The sequence below is a fragment of the Bradyrhizobium centrosematis genome (assembly GCF_045571495.1).
Classification (GTDB): domain Bacteria; phylum Pseudomonadota; class Alphaproteobacteria; order Rhizobiales; family Xanthobacteraceae; genus Bradyrhizobium; species Bradyrhizobium centrosematis.
Window position 1 is genome coordinate 4,197,066 of sequence record NZ_CP120703.1, and the last position, 21,183, is coordinate 4,218,248.

17 protein-coding genes and 1 pseudogene are annotated in these 21,183 nt (G+C 62.9%); 9 read left to right on the forward strand and 9 right to left on the reverse strand.

From position 1 onward, the window contains the following. Nucleotides 1–233: 233 nt before the first annotated feature. Nucleotides 234–698: a hypothetical protein gene (locus P6U31_RS20205; protein WP_407183429.1), complete on the forward strand. Its 465-nt coding sequence runs from the start codon at nt 234–236 to the stop codon at nt 696–698. 219 nt (nt 699–917) lie between these two features. On the opposite strand, the gene P6U31_RS20210 is transcribed toward P6U31_RS20205, so the two are convergent. The 3 genes from P6U31_RS20210 to P6U31_RS20220 form a co-directional block, all read right to left on the reverse strand. Beyond that, nucleotides 918–1,073, reverse strand: coding sequence for a hypothetical protein (locus P6U31_RS20210; RefSeq protein ID WP_407183430.1), 156 nt, complete (start codon nt 1,071–1,073; stop codon nt 918–920). Between the two features lie 448 nt (nt 1,074–1,521). After that, a complete protein-coding gene (locus P6U31_RS20215) occupies nt 1,522–2,868 on the reverse strand; it encodes a peptidoglycan-binding protein (RefSeq protein WP_407183431.1) in 1,347 nt (448 codons plus the stop codon). 1,216 nt (nt 2,869–4,084) lie between these two features. After that, nucleotides 4,085–4,492: an NADH:ubiquinone oxidoreductase subunit NDUFA12 gene (locus P6U31_RS20220; protein WP_128925443.1), complete on the reverse strand. Its 408-nt coding sequence runs from the start codon at nt 4,490–4,492 to the stop codon at nt 4,085–4,087. A 234-nt stretch (nt 4,493–4,726) separates the two neighbouring features. Between P6U31_RS20220 and P6U31_RS20225 the strand changes: the two genes are divergently transcribed. The 3 genes from P6U31_RS20225 to P6U31_RS20235 all read left to right on the forward strand — a co-directional run bounded on the left by P6U31_RS20225 (nt 4,727) and on the right by P6U31_RS20235 (nt 8,236). Continuing rightward, nucleotides 4,727–5,332, forward strand: a complete 606-nt coding sequence (locus P6U31_RS20225) for a BA14K family protein (RefSeq protein WP_407183432.1) — start codon at nt 4,727–4,729, stop codon at nt 5,330–5,332. 244 nt (nt 5,333–5,576) lie between these two features. Beyond that, nucleotides 5,577–5,993 (forward strand): response regulator, encoded by a 417-nt coding sequence (locus P6U31_RS20230; RefSeq protein WP_407183433.1) that lies wholly within the window; start codon nt 5,577–5,579, stop codon nt 5,991–5,993. Continuing rightward, nucleotides 5,990–8,236 (forward strand): CHASE3 domain-containing protein, encoded by a 2,247-nt coding sequence (locus tag P6U31_RS20235; protein WP_407183434.1) that lies wholly within the window; start codon nt 5,990–5,992, stop codon nt 8,234–8,236. The genes P6U31_RS20230 and P6U31_RS20235 overlap by 4 nt, the downstream gene beginning before the upstream one ends. Here P6U31_RS20235 and P6U31_RS20240 read toward each other — a convergent pair. Then, entirely contained in the window at nt 8,233–9,129 is an 897-nt protein-coding gene (locus tag P6U31_RS20240) for a DMT family transporter (RefSeq protein WP_407183435.1), read from the reverse strand. The two genes, P6U31_RS20235 and P6U31_RS20240, sit on opposite strands and share 4 nt — an antisense overlap. An 803-nt stretch (nt 9,130–9,932) precedes the next feature. On the opposite strand from P6U31_RS20240, the gene P6U31_RS20245 reads away from it, so the two are divergent. From P6U31_RS20245 to P6U31_RS20255, 3 genes and pseudogenes are all read left to right on the forward strand, one after another. Next, complete coding sequence (locus P6U31_RS20245; RefSeq protein ID WP_407183436.1) at nt 9,933–13,703, forward strand: vitamin B12-dependent ribonucleotide reductase; 3,771 nt, start codon at nt 9,933–9,935, stop codon at nt 13,701–13,703. 86 nt (nt 13,704–13,789) lie between these two features. Continuing rightward, nucleotides 13,790–15,217, forward strand: coding sequence for a hypothetical protein (locus P6U31_RS20250; RefSeq protein ID WP_407183437.1), 1,428 nt, complete (start codon nt 13,790–13,792; stop codon nt 15,215–15,217). 151 nt (nt 15,218–15,368) lie between these two features. After that, a pseudogene (locus P6U31_RS20255) lies at nt 15,369–15,548 on the forward strand (ParB N-terminal domain-containing protein); the annotation flags it as partial. Nucleotides 15,549–15,669: 121 nt separating this feature from the next. Here P6U31_RS20255 and P6U31_RS20260 read toward each other — a convergent pair. Further along, on the reverse strand, nt 15,670–16,233 hold the full coding sequence (locus P6U31_RS20260) for a type 1 glutamine amidotransferase domain-containing protein (protein ID WP_407183438.1): 564 nt from the start codon (nt 16,231–16,233) through the stop codon (nt 15,670–15,672). A 166-nt stretch (nt 16,234–16,399) separates the two neighbouring features. Between P6U31_RS20260 and P6U31_RS20265 the strand changes: the two genes are divergently transcribed. Further along, nucleotides 16,400–16,915 (forward strand): ParB N-terminal domain-containing protein, encoded by a 516-nt coding sequence (locus tag P6U31_RS20265; RefSeq protein WP_407183439.1) that lies wholly within the window; start codon nt 16,400–16,402, stop codon nt 16,913–16,915. A gap of 468 nt (nt 16,916–17,383) precedes the next feature. Here P6U31_RS20265 and P6U31_RS20270 read toward each other — a convergent pair whose 3' ends face one another. Next, nucleotides 17,384–17,650 carry a DUF2312 domain-containing protein gene (locus P6U31_RS20270; RefSeq protein ID WP_025575662.1) on the reverse strand — a complete coding sequence of 89 codons (267 nt, stop codon included), beginning with the start codon at nt 17,648–17,650 and terminating at the stop codon, nt 17,384–17,386. Between the two features lie 109 nt (nt 17,651–17,759). Between P6U31_RS20270 and P6U31_RS20275 the strand changes: the two genes are divergently transcribed. Further along, nucleotides 17,760–18,542: a class I SAM-dependent methyltransferase gene (locus P6U31_RS20275; RefSeq protein ID WP_407183441.1), complete on the forward strand. Its 783-nt coding sequence runs from the start codon at nt 17,760–17,762 to the stop codon at nt 18,540–18,542. Nucleotides 18,543–19,253: 711 nt separating this feature from the next. Here P6U31_RS20275 and P6U31_RS20280 read toward each other — a convergent pair. The 3 genes from P6U31_RS20280 to P6U31_RS20290 all read right to left on the reverse strand — a co-directional run bounded on the left by P6U31_RS20280 (nt 19,254) and on the right by P6U31_RS20290 (nt 21,166). Further along, nucleotides 19,254–19,535: a hypothetical protein gene (locus P6U31_RS20280; protein ID WP_407183442.1), complete on the reverse strand. Its 282-nt coding sequence runs from the start codon at nt 19,533–19,535 to the stop codon at nt 19,254–19,256. Nucleotides 19,536–19,782: 247 nt separating this feature from the next. Then, on the reverse strand, nt 19,783–20,310 hold the full coding sequence (locus P6U31_RS20285) for a helix-turn-helix domain-containing protein (protein ID WP_407183443.1): 528 nt from the start codon (nt 20,308–20,310) through the stop codon (nt 19,783–19,785). A 193-nt stretch (nt 20,311–20,503) separates the two neighbouring features. Next, nucleotides 20,504–21,166, reverse strand: a complete 663-nt coding sequence (locus P6U31_RS20290; RefSeq protein ID WP_407183444.1) for a cell envelope biogenesis protein TolA — start codon at nt 21,164–21,166, stop codon at nt 20,504–20,506. Nucleotides 21,167–21,183: the final 17 nt, after the last annotated feature.

Sequence of the window (21,183 nt, forward strand, 5' to 3'; positions counted from 1 at the left end):
CTTCGCTTTTTGACCCCATTGCGGACCTGAGTTGGGTTGAGGTCCCTCGCGACATATTGCAGTTCGGCGACATCGGTCGCTAACGGGTGACTGGCCCGGCCGGTCGCGTTTGACCCAATGTATTTCCGCAGGGCCTTCAATCGGACGAGTGGAAACAGTACGATGAGGGGCGAGAGGCTCGTAATGAGGCGCTGCGATCATCGAATGGCATGTCAGCCTGCCAAGGAGGGGCCATGCGACCCGCGATCGTGTCATCACCAAAAGGACCGCTATTTTATTGGAACGTCGATCAAGCCGTCGGCAAGAACGGCGCGAACAAGTTCGACGACGTGCTGTTCGTAAAGTGGTGCTTCTACAAACTCGGAAAATTTCACGGGACGGCGCCCGAAGTGCGAGCGGCAATCGACAAGATGACCGTGAATGAGTATTGCAACGGCCGCGACGGCGATCCGTTGGTTGAAGCGATCAAGACACTGCAGCGCTTCTTGAACCATCCGCTCGTGGATGGCCGCGTCAGTCCGGCCAGGACCGGCGAAGCCAACTACTACTATGCCGGCACGCGCAGCACCTTTCTCATTCTATATCCGCTGAACGCGGTCCTGCAGCAGATGTATCCGGCGCAATTCCCCCGCATCGATCTCATGCCGGAGTTCGTGTGGCGAATCAGAGACAAGGCGACAGCGCCGTTTGCGTGGTGACCGGAGTTCCGCTGCAAAAGTTGAGTGCCGCCAAATCGCATGAGCCCGCTTATGGCCCGTTGCTGAAAACCGCACGGTCTATCCGTAGGTCGGCTCGCTGGGGTCAACCGGACATAGCCCGGCCTGAGGCAGAACAGCCGCTTGTGACCCACTGCGGACCTTGGGCGAAGCAATGAGTTGCAAGCGTCTTTGTTACAACTTTCGGCGCGGAAATGGGCTTTATTCGATCACCTGGTCGGCGGCCCCCTGTTGCAGGTCTCGCGCCGCCTTCTTCCCTTCGTCAGTTTGGTCTGAGCCGATGGTGGCTACAATCATGAGCGCGTCACCGCCGCCGCGTCGATACGAATCGAGATCGTCAGCAAAATCGCTGGTCAATCCGGCTTCGTCGTGTTGCCGCGACGTGGATCGTCGAACCTTTCCTCGCCGGGATCAATCGCAACCGCCGCCTCACCAAGGACGTCGAGGCCTCGATAAAATCCGCCGCATTCCTCTACGCCGCCGCGGCCATGCTCATGATCCGCCGCATCGCACGCATCAGCTTCCACCGCCCGACAGCCGCATCCGGGCCATAGTCGGCCGGAGCCCGATCCAACTCGACACATTTAAATCGCCAAGGTCCGAACCGTCGTGGTTTGACCGGCATTCGCCATAACCGTCCAAATGAGCAATCTAAGCACAAGCGCGGTGAGGAGCGACAACAATCCTCCTTCCGCGCCTGTCATGTCCTTCAGCGCGAGTTCATCGCGCGCAATTCAAACCGCGAGGCAGTGTCCGGTAATGAGGGGACGGGAACAATCGGCGTTTTTGATCCCACTCTCGCCCGTCATTGCTTGACGACGAGCGAATCGCGCACGACGCCGCCCGTCTTGTTCTCACCGGTCACAAATTGCCCAGGACCGGCCTCCGGGAATCGGTCGAAGCCGCCGCCTTTCCAATCTATGACGATCGTTCCTCCGTCCTGCCGCCATGCGCCGACGCCGAATTGTCCGGGGTTTCTCGTATCAACCCAGCGCGCGGTGGAATCGCTGAACAGGTCGAAACGCCACTTCCAGTTCTGCGTGGCGACCTCGGCGATGAACACGGTCTTTGAGACGTCGCGAGTGAACGATGCGAACGGGTTGAAGCTCGCGGCCTGGTTCTTGAAGAAACCGAACAGTTCGCGGTTGTTATCGAACCCCTTCTCGTAGTTTTCGCGGTACAGGATCATATGCTCGCGCGCATCGGTCGCGTAACGGCCAGGCAAAACCTGGAAGCCCCTGTGGTCCTTTCGCGGGGAGCGGGCGATCGACGTCGAATAGACATTGGTTCCATTGACGGTAAGAAAATCCGCGTCGTCGAAAATCAGGGAACCGTCCGCTGCATTGTCATACTGGCGGAAGTTATGCTCCCAAAAATGAATCAACTCGTGCAGCAGAACCTCGTCGGCCCTGGCGCCGGCTTGGCTTGCCGACGTCGCGAAAATATCTGGGCTGAACTCAATATGCCAGCCGCGTATGAACGCGACCCGTCCGTCAGTCAGGGCATTCACATCCGTTTCCAAGTAGGGCTTCACGACGAGGTTCTCGCGTACCGACTCGACGAGCTTCCGGCCCAGTGGATTGGCACAGATAGTGTCGAAGGTCGCCAGCGTATCGTTGACGTAAACCACAGGGTTCAAGGGCACTGTGCGTTTGACCGCGTCCGTTCCATCGATGAAGATCTTGGTGTTCTGCCGACAGAACGCGAAGGGACGATTGACTGGCTCCGGCGGCAGGGGGCCGGGGGGCGGAGGTTTGGGCGGGGGGACCGGCCGCAAACGCAGGTTCTTCAACTCTTCGTCCAGACGGCTGATCGTCATGCGGCCGACGATGTCGTCGAGCGGCTGCCCGGTGCGTTGGATGGCGTTGACTTCCTTGTACTTCCGCACGGCGGCGACCGTCGTTGGTCCGTATTCGCCCGCCTTGTCGGTGATCTCGGGCATCTTCATTTCAGCGGGCCAAGTCGCGTTGATCTTCTTGAGCGCCTGCTGAATTGCCTCAACCTCCTTACCGTCCCTTCCGCCTCGGTATTTTGGCAGGATGTGTTGGGGGTCGGAACGCAGGCAACTTAGCAACCGTGATCGAATCCCGGGCGTCACATCGGTGGTGAACTCCGCGGATTCAAGCGTAATCTTGATCGGCGGCTCGGCCATCTACAACCCTCCAATTCGAAAAAACAAGGGCTTCCAGCCACTTCCAGAAGTGGCCCAACTTCCAAAATTGTTCACCGGTTTTGAGTAGGCCGAAGGAGTAAGTCGGTTCGTTCACTTATTGCGGAGCGGGGCCCCCTCGGCAGTGCAAAGAACCTGCGGACGTGTGGTGTAATTCACGAATAAACTGCATCTTCGAGTGGGTCTTTGTACCGCATGAGTCCGGTTATGCCTTTGAGAGATCGCTGCATGTCTCTCCCCGTGACAACTCGCAGGGCAGTAGAAAGGAACGGGGCCGCCGACGAGCGACCCCGTAGATTGTCCTAACGGCAGGGCTTCCCAGACATCTGAGCCGCGCGGCTGTGACAGCCGTCATGCATTCTGGGCTTCGCCTTTGCCGTAGTCGATGACTTAGTCGCCGGCGGCTGTGTTTGCGCGAAAGCCGTCAGTGGTGATGCGAAGAGAATAAGTGCTAAGGCAGCTTTCAAAATCGACTTCATGTTAATCACCCGTCATCTTGGATACAAACGCGTGCAGCATAACGATCACTGATGGTTGTGTCAGCTGCCTCCGTCGCGCGGTCCGCCAGATCGGATTAGCCATCGCTAGTTAAGCGATTGGACTGAAGGAGGTCAGCTTGTGACCCGCCCCGGCAGGGCAATCTCCGCTTTTGCGCTGCTATCGGGGAGAAGCGGACATTGCCCCGATAGGCGCTTCATGAGTCCGCGCCCTAGTCCCGACACTCTCGCGTCCTGGACGCGATGCGGCGCGCGTGACGCTCCGCAGAGCCGGGAGTCACGCCACAGGGGTGCTCTTGGATAGATGGGTCCCGGCTCAGCGGCGCAGCGTTACACGCCGCACCGCGTCCGGGAAACGAACGCGGCCCAACAGAAAAAGGCCGCTCGGTTTCCCGAGCGGCCTTTCCTGTCTTACGATGGCTGCACATTCCATCGGGCGATTTCGGAGCTTCCAGACCGGGGGCCTATCTCCCGATCGAGTCCTTTGTCGGCAGCCGCTGCATTTCGGGACAGTCGCGAACTGTTGCCCGAACCGAACGCGATGGTCTCCCATCTCCGTAAGATGGGATCATTGAGCCGCATCGCTGGCTTTGGCGCAACGGCCATGCGGGCGCCGTCCCCGCTGTTCCCGTTGTCCACAGCGGCGGGCGGCGGATGCGGGCGCATCCAATTAAAGGATGAAAACGGCGGGAGCTCGAAGCCTAGCCAGGTGTCCAGGGCTGATAGTCGCCGGTCGCCTTCGGACGCTTGCCGCTGGCGAGGGTCGATCCCGAGGGGCGATAGGCCTTTGCCGTGCCGGTGAGATTCGGCTGGTGCGGCTTTTCCCACTCACGCGGCTGATAGTTGGCCTCGGTCGGCGGCAGATCGACGACATGATGAATCCAGCCGTGCCATGATGGCGGAATCCGGCTCGCCTCGGCGTAGCCGTTATAGACCACCCAGCGCCGCTCGAAGCCGAGGGTCGGATCGACCGCCCCGCCGCGGGTGCGATAGTAGAGATTGCCCTGCTCGTCCTGGCCGACCAGCTCCCCGTACCGCTTGGTCCAGAGTTGGGTGCCAAAGGTCTGGCCATTCCACCAGGTGAAGAACTTGAGGAAGAACTGTTTCATGCGGCAAGGGCCCTGCTTCGTCGGGCCCTGATGCCATCCGGGCGGTGAAATGTCCAGTTCGGCGTGGGCGCCGATGCTCTCCGAAATGTGCAGCGCTGCCGCAAATCGGACGTGATCCGTTCATGGCGGGTACAGGAGACGTGGGAGAGGCTTCCATTCGCACGCAAACCGGCGTGATCCCAGGAACTCCAGCCCATCCTTGAGGTTTGGCTTCCGGGAAAGGAGTTTAAAACCATGAACAGTCTGAGAGTTTTGAGTGCCGCCGCAGCGCTGGCGCTTGTTGTACCCATGACCTCACCGAGCTTCGCGCAAGGGCCCGGTGCCCGCGTGAGCGGCACCCCCCAGGTCAGCGGCGGTGGCGGCGCCCGCATGGGCGGCGGCGGCGGCTTCGGTGGCGGAGCACGGATGGGCGGCGGCGGCAATTTCGCAGCCGGCCCGGCAGCGCGGCCGAGCGGCGGCAATTTCACAGCCAGCCCGTCGCCCCGTACGGCCTTCGCGCCATCGGTCAGCGGTGACCGCAGCGTTGCAACGGCAGGCAACTGGCAAGGCGGAAGCAATTGGAGCGGTCGCCACTGGCACCGTCATGGCGGCGGCTTCTGGCCCGGCTTCGCGGCGGGAGCGGCGATCGGCGGCATCGGCTCGTACGCCTATTACGGCGGCGGCTATTACGATGACCCCTACTATTATGGCGACAGCTACTACTACGACGAGCCGTCAGTGGCGGTGGTCCCCGACAGCGGCGGCGACTCCGCAGCCTATTGCGCGCAGCGCTACAGATCGTATGACCCGGCTTCGGGCACCTATCTCGGTTATGACGGCCAGCGGCATCCCTGTCCGTAAGCCATCCGCGCATGGTTGCAAGAAAGGCGTCGCAGTCCCGCGGCGCCTTTCTTCGCGCATCATACCCCTCAGCGAGGCCGCCCTTTGTGGCCGGCGCTCGCGACGATGCGTACAAAGTCTAACTAAACGGACCTGTATTCACCGCACCGTGCATATCTACCCTGATCCAATCCAAAATTGACCGGACCCACGATTCGCGGATATCACCAATCACAATGGGGACTTCGATCTGCTGGGAAGTGTCATGCCGCGTATTCTCGTGGTTGATGACGATCCGATGGTCGGCGCGACCATCGAGGTCCTCCTTCAACGTCAGGGCTTCGACGTCACGCTGACCGACGGTGGCGAAACGGGACTGGCTGCGCTCGAAGCGCAGGCCTTTGACGTGATGCTGGTTGACATCTTCATGCCGCATATGCGCGGCTTCGAGTCCATTCGCATCTTTCACGAGAGAGCGCCGGCGACTCCTTTGATTGCGATGTCTGGCTACGCCTTCGCCTCGTCCGCCTCGCCCTCTCCCGATTTCCTGCGCATGGCGCTGGAGCTCGGCGCAACGCGCTGCCTGCGCAAGCCGTTCACGCCGGAAGCCTTGCTGACCACGATCCGGGAATGCCTCGGCAGCGAGAGCGCGCTGGCGAAGGACAAGAAAGAAGCCCCTTGATTCCAACGCAGCGCGTCATTCTCGGTGCTGGACTTGCCATCCTCCTGATCATCACTGCGGCCTCGACCGCCCTCGACTTCAAATCGCGGTCCGATGCGGCGTGGGTTAATCATACGATCCAGGTGCAGAAGAAGATCTCCGATCTGCGCGTGCTGCTGCGCCGCGCCGAGAGCGCCGCGCGCGGCTACGAGCTGTACCGCAGCCCGGGCTTCAGCGCCGAGTTCGACGCTGTGCATGCCCAGATCGCACCGGCCCTCGGCGAGCTCAAGCGCAGCGTGCGCGACAATCCCGATCAGGTCGCGCTGCTGGAGGGCACCGAATCGCTGGCGCTGCGCCGGGTCGAGATCGCCGCCGAAGCCATGCGCCTGCGCGCCGCCAACGACCAGGCCGGCATTGCCGCGCTCAACGGCAAGGCCGAGGGCCGCGGCCTCATGGACACGGTCATGGGCAATCTCGACCGGTTGAGCGCCGACGAGGAGCGCCTGCTCAGCATTCGTTCGCAGGATTCCCGCCGCACCGGCATCGTGCTGCTCGGCATCGATGTCGCGGGCGCGCTCGTGATCCTGCTGCTTGTCGTGATGGTGATGCGCGAAAGCCGGCGCACCGAGGTCGCGCTCAAGAGCACTCTGATGGAGACCACGGCCGCCAAGGAAGCGCTTGCGGAGGCGGTGGCGGAGCGCACGCAGCATCTGGTGGACGCGCATGACGAGCTGCGCCTGTCGGTCAACGTGCTCCAGAGCACGTTCCACAGCATGGCCGAGGCGGTGCTGGTCATCGACGCCGAAGGCAATGTCCTGCTGTCCAATCCTGCCGCCGAGCGCATGCTGCTGCATCGCACCGGCATGAACCTGCGCAATCTGCGCGCGCTCTCGGACGTGTTTCACGGCGACGGCGTCACGCCGATGGGACCCGACGAGCTGCCCTCAGCACGCGTGCTGCGCGGCGAGCCGTTCGAGGATCTGGAGATGATCGTCCGCCCCCACAGCGGCAATCCTCCGCGGCATCTCATGGTCAGCGGCCGGCCGATGCTGGACGGGCAAGGCAACATTTCCGGCGCGGTGCTGGTCTATCACGACGCGACCACCTCGCGGGAGACCGAGCGGCAGCTGTATCAGTCGCAGAAGCTGGACGCGATCGGCAAGCTGACCGGCGGCGTCGCGCACGACTTCAACAACATGCTGACGGTGATCTCCGGCAACACCGAGACTTTGGTGGAGAGCCTGAAGCAACAGCCGGAGCTGCAGCGCGTGGCGCGGCTGATCGACGACGCCGCCGAGCGCTGCGCCGAGCTGATCCAGCATCTGCTCGCGTTTGCGCGGCGGCAGCCGCTGCAACCGCGCAACGTGGAGATCAACGGTGCCATCGCGGACATCGCAAAGCTGTTGCGCCCCACCCTCGGCGAACAGATTCAGATCGAGACCGTGCTGGAACAGGGGCCGATGACCGCGCATATCGATCCGTCCCGGCTTACCAATGCCGTGCTCAACATGGCGATCAACGCGCGTGACGCCATGCCGAACGGCGGCAAGCTGCTGCTCGAGACCCGCCGCGTCGTGCTCGACGAAGCCTACGCGCAGGCCAATGCGGACGTGGTCGCCGGCCCCTACGTGATGCTCGCCGTCAGCGACACCGGCACCGGCATGTCGCCCGACGTCCAGCTCAAGGCGTTCGAGCCTTTCTTCACCACCAAGGAGATCGGCAAGGGCAGCGGCCTCGGCCTCTCCATGGTCTACGGCTTCGTCAAGCAGTCCGGCGGCCACATCAAGATCTACAGCGAGGAAGGCCACGGCACCACGATCAAGCTCTATCTGCCGCCCGGCGACGGCACGACGGACGCCGCTGCCGCCGCCACTCCGCAGGCCGAGGGCGGCGCCGAGACCATCTTCGTCGTCGAGGATGACGCCCTGGTGCGCAACTTCGTCACCGCGCAGCTGCAGAGCCTCGGCTACAAGACCGTGGCAGCGCCCGACGGCAAGGCCGCGCTGGAATTGATCGACGCCGGCCAGCCGTTCGACCTGCTATTTACCGATGTCGTCATGCCCGGCGGGATGAGCGGGCGCGAGCTCGCCGACGAGGTCGCCAAGCGCCGGCCGGGTGTGAGGGTGCTCTACACCTCCGGCTATACCGACAACGCCATCGTCCATCACGGCAAGCTCGATGACGGCGTGCTGCTGCTGACCAAGCCCTATCGGCGCAACCAGCTCGCCGAGATGATCCGAAAGGCGCTGGGCGCGAGAGCCTAGCGCGTCGCCAGCCCCACCGCCGCGAGCGTGAAGACCAGCCCGGCGATCTGCCCGGCCCCGAGCGGCTCGTCAAGGGCGAGCGCGGAGGCGACGACGCCGATCACGGGCACCGCCATGGTGCCGATCGCCGCGACCGAGGCCGGCAGCCGCGCCAGCGCCGCGAACCAGCTGACATAGGCGATGCAGAACTGCACCACGGTCGAATAGACCAGCAGCCACCAGCCGACCGGCGTCACCTTATCCAGATGCGAGGTCTCGACCAGGAGGCCGATGATCGAGATCGGCAGGCAGCCGATACCGATCTGCCAGGCTGCGGCCGTGATCGGCGGCAGATGGATCGGGTACTTCTTCGAGAACACCGTGCCGACGGCAAAGCCGAGCGCGCCCGCGAGCGCCATGATGATTCCCGGCAGCTTCTCGGCGCTGGCGGCAATGCCGTTGCCGCCCATGATCGAGGCAAGGCCGGCAAAGGCCATCACCAGCCCCAGCGTGCGCAGCACGGTCGGCCGCTCGCCCAGCACCGGCCAGGCGATGATCGAGGCCCAGACCGGCATGGTATAGGCGATCAGCGCCGCCTCGCTCGCCGGCAGCCAGAGCAGCGCGAGGCCCATCAGCACCATCCAGCCGGTGACGTTGAGCATGGCGGCGGTGACGAGGCGCGACCAGATCCCCGGCCCCACCTTCAGGCTCTGCCTGCGGACCAGCGCCAGCGCCGCGAGCAGCACTGCGCCCAGCACTCCGGTCACGCCTCGGAGCGTCAGCGGCGGCAGCTCGGCGAGCAGGAATTTCGTCACCGGCCAATTAAAACCCCAGCCGATCGAGGTGATCGCGAGGAACATCAGGCCGGCCGGGGCGATGCGCGCTCGCGCATCCCGACGAGTCGAATCAAGCATGTGGGTAGTCCGGCAAAATCGGGCTCAGCTTGGCCCGGATTCGCCGCTGTCACCACCACCTCGGCGGGCATGCCTGCCCTCACCTTCCGTAGGGCTACGTGAGTCCTGCTGACGCAATCCCGTTGCTCAAAAATATACCTGCCCTGTGAACAGCGGGATGAAGCACCTGCAGCATCACCGGATGCAAATTTTTTCAGTTGGGAATCCCTGAGGACTCACTGATACTTGCCTCCACAACAGGCGCGGCCAAGACCCCTGTTATCCCCCGCAATCCACCATATTTAGTATTTGATTCAGGAACTCGCACTAGTTCTTGACGGGCGCAACGGAGAGTCCTAGCTTTCGGTCCGTTCGGCGCGAGTGAGTTTGCGTCCCGCCGGCACTCCCCCCAAAGGGTCTCGCAAATCGACACTCCGCCAGCCAGCCAAAGGCGCGGAATGAGGGCTTGTCTGCCCGCGATAAGCGGACTTTTCGGGCGCCAGAACGGGCCGGCAACAGGCTCGGAAGGCAGGCTTCACGGCGGTGCGAAGTGACACCTGCGTGAAGTCAGAGAAGTCGTGACGTTGTGGGGCGTTGAACGCATGTCGGGCCCATCCCCTTGGGGGCGGATGGGTGTGGACATGCCGGCGAGATGATCAGGTGCATGCACCGGGCCGTCGCGTCGGGAGAACAAGGGCCGGGTCCACCGGCTGAACTGCGGTGCCTTCCGGCCCAGGGCCAAGGGGCGCCGCGAAACGAAATGTCGACCCGGCACGTCCTCAACGAGGGACGGGACCGGTCAAAGATAAGGACGGGGCAAGACCATGCGGATTGAGCGGCGCCACACCACTGCGGGACAATCACCTTACGCCGGGATCGACTTCCGGCTGACCACGTCGGAGATCAGGAATCCCGACGGCTCGGTCGTGTTCAAGCTGGACAATGTCGAGGTGCCCACGGAGTGGTCGCAGGTCGCCTCCGACGTGCTGGCCCAGAAATACTTCCGCAAAGCCGGCGTCGCCGCGCGCCTGAAGAAGGTCGAGGAGGAATCCGTCCCCTCCTTCCTGTGGCGCTCCGTGCCTGACACCGAGGCCCTCGCCGAGCTGCCTGAGAAGGAGCGCTATGTCAGCGAGCTCTCGGCCAAGCAGGTGTTCGACCGCCTCGCCGGCTGCTGGACCTATTGGGGCTGGAAGGGCAAGTACTTCACCACCGACGAGGACGCCCAGGCCTTCTACGACGAGCTCCGCTACATGCTCGCCATGCAGATGGTCGCGCCGAACTCGCCGCAATGGTTCAACACCGGCCTGCACTGGGCCTATGGCATCGACGGCCCCGGCCAGGGCCACTATTACGTCGACCCCTTCACCGGCAAGCTGACCAAGTCGAAGTCGGCCTACGAGCACCCGCAGCCGCACGCCTGCTTCATCCAGGGCGTCGGTGACGACCTCGTCAACGAGGGCGGCATCATGGACCTCTGGGTCCGCGAGGCGCGCCTGTTCAAATACGGCTCCGGCACCGGCTCCAACTTCTCGCGCCTGCGCGGCGAAGGCGAAAAGCTCTCCGGCGGCGGCCGCTCGTCCGGCCTGATGAGCTTCCTCAAGATCGGCGACCGCGCCGCCGGCGCGATCAAGTCGGGCGGCACCACCCGCCGCGCCGCCAAGATGGTCGTCGTCGACGTCGATCACCCCGACATCGAGACCTATATCGACTGGAAGGTGAAGGAGGAGCAGAAGGTCGCCGCCCTCGTCACCGGCTCCAAGATCAACCAGAAGCACCTCAAGGCGGTGCTGAAGGCCTGCGTCAACTGCGAAGGCTCGGGCGATGATTGCTTCGACCCCGAGAAGAACCCGGCGCTCCGCCGCGAGATCAAGCTGGCGCGCCGCAGCCTGGTGCCCGACAATTACATCAAGCGCGTCATCCAGTTCGCCAAGCAGGGCTACAAGGACATCCAGTTCGACACCTACGACACCGACTGGGACAGCGAAGCCTATCTCACCGTCTCCGGGCAGAACTCCAACAACTCGGTCTCGCTGAAGGACGACTTCCTGCGCGCGGTCGAGACCGACGGCGACTGGAATCTGAACGCCCGCACCTCCAAGAAGGTGACCAAGACGCTGAAGGCGCGCGACCTCTGGGAGAAGATCGGCTACGCCGCCTGGGCCTCCGCCGATCCGGGCCTGCACTTCAACACCACGATGAACGACTGGCACACCTGCAAGGCGTCCGGCGACATCCGCGCGTCCAATCCGTGCTCGGAATACATGTTCCTGGACGACACGGCGTGCAACCTCGCCTCCGCCAATCTGCTGACGTTCTACAACACCGAGACCAAGCAGTTCGACGTCAGGGGTTTTGAGCACCTCTGCCAGCTCTGGACCATCGTGCTCGAAATCTCGGTGATGATGGCGCAATTCCCGTCGAAGGCGATCGCCGAGCTCTCCTACGAGTTCCGCACGCTCGGCCTCGGCTACGCCAATATCGGCGGCCTGCTGATGACCATGGGCCTCTCCTACGATTCCAAGGAAGGCCGCGCGCTCTGCGGTGCGCTGACCGCCGTGATGACCGGCATCACCTACAAGACCTCGGCCGAGATGGCGGCCGAGCTCGGCACCTTCCCGGGCTACAAGAAGAACGCGGCGCACATGCTGCGCGTGATCCGCAACCACCGCCGCGCCGCCCATGGCGAGGCCAGTGGCTACGAGGCGCTCTCGGTCAACCCGGTGCCGCTCGACCACGCCTCGTGCCCGCAGGCTGACCTCGTCACCCACGCCAAGGCGGCCTGGGATGCGGCGCTCGCGCTCGGCGAGCAGCACGGCTATCGCAACGCCCAGACCACGGTGATCGCGCCGACCGGCACGATCGGCCTCGTCATGGATTGCGACACCACCGGCATCGAGCCCGACTTCGCGCTGGTGAAGTTCAAGAAGCTCGCCGGCGGCGGCTACTTCAAGATCATCAACCGTGCGGTGCCCGCCGCGCTGCGCGCGCTCGGCTATCGCGAGAGCGAGATCGCCGAGATCGAGGCCTATGCCGTCGGCCACGGCTCGCTGGCCAACGCCCCCGGCATCAACGTCACCACGCTGAAGGCCAAGGGCTTCACGGATGAAGCCATCGCCAAGGTCGAAAAGGCCCTGCCGACCGCCTTCGACATCAAGTTCGCCTTCAACAAGTGGACCTTTGGCGAAGACTTCATCCGCGACCAGCTGGGCATCGGCGCTGAAGCCATTGCGGCTCCGGGCTTCGATCTGCTCCAGGCCGTCGGCTTCACCAAGCGCGAGATCGAGGCGGCCAACGTCCACATCTGCGGCGCGATGACCGTGGAAGGCGCCCCGCACCTCAAGGCCGAGCACTATCCGGTGTTCGACTGCGCCAATCCCTGCGGCAAGATCGGCAAGCGCTATCTGTCGGTCGAGAGCCACATCCGCATGATGGCCGCTGCGCAGCCCTTCATCTCGGGTGCGATCTCCAAGACCATCAACATGCCGAACGACGCCACGGTGGAGGACTGCAAGTCCGCCTACATGCTGTCGTGGAAGCTCGCGCTGAAGGCCAACGCGCTCTATCGCGACGGCTCCAAGCTCAGCCAGCCGCTCAACTCGCAGCTCATCAGCGACGATGAGGACGAGGACGATGCGGTCGAGCTGCTGCACGAGAAGCCGATGGCGGCGCGGACCACGCAGGTGGCCGAGAAGGTCGTCGAGAAGCTGGTCGAGCGCATCATCGTGATGCGCGAGCGCGAGAAGATGCCGGATCGCCGCAAGGGCTACACCCAGAAGGCGGTCGTCGGCGGCCACAAGGTCTACTTGCGGACCGGCGAGTATGACGACGGCCGTCTCGGCGAGATCTTCATCGACATGCACAAGGAAGGCGCGGCGCTGCGCTCCTTCATCAACAACTTCGCCATCGCGGTGTCGCTGGGCCTGCAATACGGCGTGCCGCTCGACGAATATGTCGATGCCTTCACCTTCACCCGCTTCGAGCCGGCGGGCCCCGTGCAGGGCAACGACAGCATCAAGTATGCGACCTCGATCCTCGACTACGTCTTCCGCGAGCTCGCGGTGAGCTATATGTCGCGCTTCGACCTCGCCCATGTCGATCCCAACGAGACGGGTTTTGACGCGCTCGGCAAGGGCGTCGAGGAAGGCAAGGAGCCGGACGAGGACGGCGGCCACCACGCCACCCGCCTGGTCTCGCGCGGCCTCACCCGCTCGCGGACCGACAACCTCGTCGTCATGCGCGGCGGCTCGACCGCGGTCGCGCAAGGCAACGACAGCGCGCCCTCCGGCGGCAACAAGGTCACCGCGCTCGCCTCCCACGGTGCCTCAGCCCGTGTCGGCGATGCCCTCGAAGGCGCCGTCGCCCTGAAGCAGGACGTCCAGCACGACCTCTCCCCCACGGAGAAGCTCGAGCAGCTGCAGTGGAGCAAGGCCGGCAGCGCCGCGACCGCCGCCCCCAGCAAGGCCGAGCGCCGCGCCGAAGCCAAGGCCAAAGGCTACGAGGGCGAGATGTGCAGCGAGTGCGGCAACTTCACGCTGGTGCGGAATGGCACCTGCATGAAGTGCGATACGTGCGGCAGCACGACCGGCTGTTCGTAGGGGCGGTAGCCCGCTGATGAAACGGAAAGGCCGCTCGAAAGAGCGGCCTTTCTTACGATCCGAAACACTACTTCTGCGAGCAACGCATGAAAAGTGATAACCACAATCGGGGATGGCCGTTACAAATCTTGGGTAGTTTCGAGCAACCATCATCGAAACTTTCTGTACCTATCGCCGTCTTTGGGACGGTCTTTTTTGTAGCGCTGCTTATCATTGGTTTCTTAGCAGTTGCATGGCTTTTGGCTGATCTATTAAGCGGCGATCAAAAACGCGCCGCAGAGGCCACCAAAGCGGCGTTGCCGGTGCTCGCCGGTGTAGTCGGCCTGCCTCTGATTATCTGGCGGCTTCTTATTCTCGATCGACAAACGCGCATCAGCGAGGACAAGACTCAAATTGATCGAGAAACGCATTACACTTCCATCTTTTCTCGAAGCATCGATCAGCTAGGTCAGACGAGGGAGCTGAAAAGAAATTCGACAACTGACGATGGCGATACCGTCGAATCCACCCAGACTGTTCCGAACGTAGAGGTGAGACTGGGAGGCATCCATTCGCTAGCCCGGCTAGCGGAGGAAAGCAGTCGAGATCGCGAAAAGATCCAAAACATGCTGCGCTCGTACATTCGAGAGAATTCTTGGTCGGATCGCGCCGGCCACGTCACCGAGAAGCTCTCCTGGCCGCGCTTTAACTGGAATTGGGCTTACACACTGTCATTTGATCCACGCAATGCAGATGCCCTTGAACAAAAGCGAAAGTGGATCTCCGAACTCGACGCAAAGATCAAGAGTGTAAGCACCTGGGCGCAGCCGCTTCCAGAAACACGCGTAGATGTCAACGAAGCGACGGATGCACTCGAAGTACAAAAGAGCCAGGCGACGCTCACCTCCAAGCCCGTTCTTTACGAATGTCTGTTTGTCGATCGCCACTTCAACGGACAATTCCTCGCCAAGATTCAGTTTCGGAGATGCACGTTCGTACGATGCAACTTCGATGCTCAAGACCAGAGCATTACAATCTCTAATTCGTTTTTGATCGGATGTTCGATCACTGGAGAAAACTCAATAATAGATATTTACAATTCCCTCTTAGGAGCAATCGCATTCCGCAAAACGAGCGGCGGAGCGATCAAGCTTCGATCATGCCAGACTTACTCGGTGCATTTCGAGGGGCCTTTAGACAATTTGGAAATGCCTGCGAGTCTACTCTACAAATTCTCTTTTGCCGGCAATCATCAGCCAATTGTAACGTCCACAATTGACATGCCAGGCTGCCTACTCCTGCAAGGAAGCTTTCGGAATCTGAAATTTTCGGCCGCGTCCAATCTCAATGTCGCAGCCATTATCGAAACCACGTCCAAAAACGTGGACCTTTCCGAGGTAACTGACTTTACAGCCGAGGATGTACAAGCGCTGAAAGCCGACAACAAGACAATAGAGCCCAAAGGGATGGCTCGCCCTAAGGCGTGGCCTGCCTACAATCCAGCAACGATTGATGATGATGACATACCGTTCTAACTTATAAGACGAGGTGAGAATTACCGGTGACACTGCAATTGAGTCACTCGCTCCGATCTGCGCTTCGGCCTTTGCGGTCGAGCTCTTTCCCCTTAAGCTCCCACCTCCATCGGCATCGGTTCCGACGGGCCCGGTAGAAGCGGATCAAACTATGCCCAAACCGGAAAGCTTCCCCATCGAGAAGATTTTCGTTCCCACCAAGCAGAGGAAAGCCCTCAAGCCCGAGACCGTCGCGGATATCGCGGAAAGTATTCTGGACATCGGACAACAGGCTCCCATTTCTGTTCGGCGCGACGGAGACCGCCTGGTTCTGGTCGAGGGACTCCATCGGTAAGAGGCCTGCAAGGCGCTCGGGTATTACAGTGACAGTGCACTAAAAATTCCCTGTCGCCCCGTCCTCCACGACCGCGGCAGGATGGCATCGACTCAGTGCACCGTCACCGCAACATTGGCTAAGCGGCGCTGCTGCGCTGCATGTGACGCCCTTCCTTCAGCTCTTCGATGATCTTCGCGCTGAACGCCTTGAGGTCACCGGGATTGCGCGAGGTGATGAGGCCCTGGTCGACGACGACCTCCGAATCTTCCCACTTCGCCCCGGCATTGGCGACGTCGGTCTTGATCGATTTGTACGATGTCATCCGGCGGCCCTTCGCGATCCCCGTCTCGACCAGCAGCCAGGGCGCATGGCAGACCGCGGCGACGACCTTCTTGGCATCGAAGACGCTCTTGATGAATTGAAGCGCTTTCGGCTCGACACGCAGCAGGTCGGGGTTGATCTGCCCGCCGGGCAGCACGAGCGCGTCATAGTCGGCAGCGGCGGCCTGATCGAGGGTCTTGTCGACCTTGACGGGGCGGCCCCAATCCTTCTTGTCCCAGCCCTTGATCTCGCCGGCTTGCGGCGAAATGATCTCCACGGTCGCACCGGCCGCCTTGAGTGTGTCACGCGGCACTTCGAGTTCCGATTGCTCGAAGCCATTGGTGGCCAGAATCGCGATCTTCTTTCCGGACAGTTCCATCCGTGTCTCCTTTGGGCGTGTGGTGATGCCAATCAATCGAACGCTTTCGCATTTCGTTCCTCACGCCGTGCCGTGGAAATTGCCTTTGCGGTCGAGCCCTTCCCTCCTAAAATCGCAACCCCGTCGGCATAGGTTCCGGTGCGTCCGGTAGAAGCGGAGTTGAGTTATGCCCAAACCGGAAAGCTTCCCGATCGAGACAATCTTCGTTCCGACGAAGCAGAAGAGAGCCCTCAAGCCCGAGACCGTTGCGGAAATCGCGGAAAGCATTCTGGATATCGGACAACAGGCGCCCATTTCCGTTCGGCGAGACGGAGACCGCCTGGTGCTGGTCGAGGGACTGCATCGATTGGAGGCCTGCAAGGCGCTCGGCGAGACGACCATACTCGGGGTCGTCGTGACGGCAGAGTTTGCCGAGCACAAGCCGCTTCTCGCCGAACGACCCGAAGTCGAGGCCGAGCGCATCAAGATGGCGCGATTGAAACAGTTGCGCCTGGAGAAGGAAGCCGCAGAGGCATCGATGGCTGCCTTGAAGGGCGCCGGCGCAACGCAAGCGCCGCGCAGCCATGCGATCAAAGGCGGCCGCGACAATCCGAAGGCATCGCCGGGCCGAACTGCGAAAGCGCCACCCAAAACATTATCGGAGTGGATCACGCAGCAAAAGGGTAGCGGCGGCCGCTATTGATGGCCGACGCCGTCATTCCGGGGCGCGCCCGCTTGGGCGCGAGCCCGGAATCCATCAGGCGGCACGACGAGCTGCGCAATGGATTCCGCGTTCGCGCTTCGCGTGCCCCGGAATGTCAGCAGGGCTATCGCCTATGGATTGCGCGAGGGCCGCGGGCTTGCTCCGCCTCGCCCGCTTGCGGGAGAGGCCGACGCGCTCGCTGAGCGCGGCGGGTGAGGGTTTTCGCCACGCGGGGGCATCTTCCGCAATTTCTAGCAATCCCAATGCGGAGACAGCCCCCACCCCAGCCCTCCCCCGCAAGCGGGAGAGGGAGCCGACTGCCACTGCCGCCGCATCGTGCACACCATATGCGATTGCCCTGGGAATGACGGCGGGGTTTGCGGCGCGCCACTTCGCGAAGCTGCCAGTACCTGACGGCCGCAATCCCAGCGATCGCGGCCGCCTCTCTCACCGATCAACCAGATCGTCTCACGCCGCCTTCGCCTGCTCCGGCGAGGCCGTCTCCATCGCGCGCATGTAGAGATCGAGCAGGCTTTCGCGCTCGTCGCGCTCGTTCTTGTCTTCCTTGCGCAGCTTGATGATCTCCTTGAGGATCTTCACGTCAAAACCCTCGCCCTTGGCTTCCGCGAAGACTTCCTTCTTCTGCTCGCTCAACTCCTGCATTTCGCTGTCGAGGTTCTCGATCCGCTCGACGAAGGACCGGATCTTGCCGCCTGGAATGGTGATGTCGGACATGGTGCCTCTTTGCTGACTGAGGTCGCGAAAATGACCGCAAAGAAATAACCAATGTGTTAACCTCGCCGCCCGCGCATTTGCCTTGTGGAAAAGCCGAGGGAGCCGTTGCATGGCCGAGCTTCGCTTCGATGACGGTGCCGCCTATGAGCAGATGATGGGCGTGTGGAGCCGTTCGGTCGGCGAGGTCTTTCTCGACTGGCTGAAGCCGGCGAAGGGCTTGCGCTGGATCGATGTCGGCTGCGGCAGCGGCGCCTTCACCGAGCTCATCGTTGCGCGCTGCGCCCCCAGCGAGGTGCAGGGCATCGATCCCTCCGAGGGCCAGCTCGCCTTTGCCCGAGCGCGTCCCGGCGCGCGCGGCGCGATGTTTCAAACCGGCGATGCCATGGCGTTGCCCTTTCCGGCGGGAAGCTTCGATGTCGCGGTGATGGCATTGGTTCTCGTGTTCGTGCCGGATGCATCCAAGAGCGTCGCGGAATTGGCGCGGGTCGTTCGTCCCGGTGGCCTCGTCGCCACCTATATGTGGGACATGCTGGGCAGCGGCTTTCCGCTCGACCCGATCCTCAATGAGATGCGCGCAATGGGGCTTTCGCCGACGCGGCCGCCGCATATGGACGTGTCCACCCTCGCCGCGCTTCGAGACTTCTGGAGCGCGGCCGGCCTGCTAGAGATCGAGACTCGCGAGATCACCGTGCAGCGGAGGTTTACCGATTTCGACGAGTTCTGGAACGTGGAGACGAAGGCGCCGTCCACCGCGCCCGTGCTGGCAGCCATGACGGAAGCGGATGTCACCGCGCTCGTGCAGCGCGTGAGGGCGCGGCTGCCGGCCGATGCCGAGGGCCGCATCACCTACAGCGCCCGCGCGCACGCGATCAGCGGACGCAAGCCGGGATGATGAGGTGGCGAGGCACGTCGTCGTGTCCGCGGCAACAGAAGGGGTGGGTCACGCCTGCGGCTAACCCACCCCATCAGTCTTGTTCGGGCGGCTTGCATCTCACCGCCCATCCTTCGGCATCGCATCGCGCTGTGCCCGTCTCGCAGCTTGCCGAGCCGCTCTCCTCGCAACCCAGCACGCGCGAAACTGCTTTGCCGCACGAAGGCTACGTGGCGCCACGACCTGAACTGCCAAAGAGGCTATTCCGGCGACCACGCCCTTCATCACGTCGAACGCGAAATCGGGTCCAAAATACTCCCACATGACCCGGCCTCCTTCTCGCGAAGGCTCCGCCGGGCGGGAATGGGCAGATTGCAAACATGAAAAAGCCCCGTCCGTCACCGGCGGGGCCTCGGGAATTCTCTGTGCGCCCAGTTCAGCGCACGCGAAATCTCTCGGTACACCCGCTCAAGGTGGACTCGATGAACCAGCCGCAAAGCGTGGCGGTGCGATGAAAAACGCCCATAGCGATCATCCCATGATTTCGAAATGCGAAGGCGCCGGATGCGCGATGCCAAACGCGCGCACCAGCAGCCAGTCGGCGACAGATAAACAGACAGGACGGCCGCCGTCTGTGGGGCAATTCACATGACGGCATGACTTTTTTGGGGCGGAGCGATTGATCCTGCCGCTCCACGGTGGGCGGTTGTCGGCCCCTTGGAGCGCCAATCGCTACCACCAATACGGCCAGCGCCATCCCTCGTAGCGGATATAGGACGGCACCAGCGGCGGGCCGTAGGGATCGACCTTGTCGTCCTCGGGGCGATAGCGATAGCGCGGCACCACATTGTAATCCCATGGCGTCGGCCGCAGCACGGGCGCGGTGACGACGAGCCGCTCTTGTGGCGCACGAACGACAACGGCTTTGCGCGCCCTCGCCTCAGCGCCTGATGTTGCAAGGCTGCACAGCACCAGGGCGGTTCCGAGCGCGCAGGCGGCGGTGATTTTTGTCATGCATTGATCTCCTTCGCGCGAAGAGTGCAAAAGGATGCCAGGCAAGGCAAGCAAATTTCGCGCGATCTTGCGGGGGTGCGTGCTGGTGGCTTTGACGCTCCGCCCTCTCCACCGTCATTGCGAGGAGCTCTTGCGACGAAGCAATCCAGACTTTCGCCGCGGAGACAGACTGGATTGCTTCCGCCTTCGCCAAGGCTTCGGCGGACAAGTCGCTTCGCCCATTCGGGCTACGACTTCCTCCGCCGCATCAAACCTCCTCCGGCACCGGCCCCGCCACGAGGCGGTCGAGACCGACCATCAGGAGATCGGCGATCCGCATCAATTGGTACAGCGGAATGTCCACCTCGCCCTGCTCGGCCGCGGCCACGAAGGCCGGCGTGACGCTGAGGCGCTCGGCGAGCTGGGCTTGCGTGTAGCCGCGCATTTCACGCGCGGCCCTGACGCGCACGCCGATGCCGAGGCGGTGCCGAGCCTGCTCGTCCGCGGTCATCATGGCGGCCTGCTCGTCGGCGCTGGCATAGCCGTCCGCAAACGCGCTGCCGATCAGCCGCTCCTTGCGCCAGGCGACGCGGCAGGTCTTGCGCAGGCCGCTTGCGAAAACCAGCGTGAACGCCTCGGCGATCCAGGCCGAGCTGTTGAGCGAAAGCCGCGCGCCGGTGGCGGAGACATCGCGGATCGTGCAGGGCACGCTGACGGTGCTGCCGGCGCCGTTGTCGAATTCGACGATGCCGGTGCGCAAGGTCTGGTGCCTGACGGCGGCGCGATGATCGCTCATGACAGCTCCCGTAAGCTTGCGGCGGCGTCGAAAGACGCATCCGAAAGACTGAAGCGTCTCTAGCTCAGGATTTTTGCCGAACCGCTAAACTTCCGCCGCTTCGGCCCCGCGACGGCAGCCATGGTAAAGGAAGGTTCAACCACCCTTCCCAGCGCGCTGCGCCAAGCGCTTTGGCCACGCGCTTCCATGGGCTCTACTCCCGCGCCCGGCGCAGCGCCTCCTGCAGCTTGATCCGCTGCTTGTCCCAGCGGCTCTGCTCCGCCTCGGCGCGCGCGTCGAGCGCAGCCCGCTCGGCTTCGATCTCCTCCAGCCTGGCGTCGTGCTCCCGCCTCGCCTTCTCCAGCGCCGCCTCGGCGGCGGCGACCGCCTTGTCGCGGCGTGCACGCTCTCTGGCGCGGGCGGCCTCCTCCTTGGCACGCGCGGCCTCGCGCCGTCGCTCCTCCTTCTCGAACGCCGCGGCGGCCTTGCGGGCCGCCTGATCATCGGCCTTGCCGGATGTCTTTGCGGCTTTGGCCGGACGCTGCGGCGATCGCGTCTTGCTCTTGGGCTTGGCCTTGCTCTTGGTTTTGCTTTTGGGCGTGGTCTCGTCATCGACGAGATCGGTGGGCAGCGCGGCGCTTTCGGTGAACGGCCCGTCCGATCCCACCGGGCGCCTGAGCACGACCCCCGGCTTCGCCATGGTCGCCGCGACGATATCGGGGTCGTCTGTCTCTTTCGCGGCACCCTGGTGGAACAGGTTGGAGCTGGCGCCCCAGGCCTCCAGCGCCGCCTTCATCGAGGGCGCGGCGATCGCCTGGTCAAAGAACCCGAGCGAGGTCTGGTAGGTCTTCAGCTTGCGTTTCGGCTTTGCCGGCATGTCGTCCCGATTGTAGC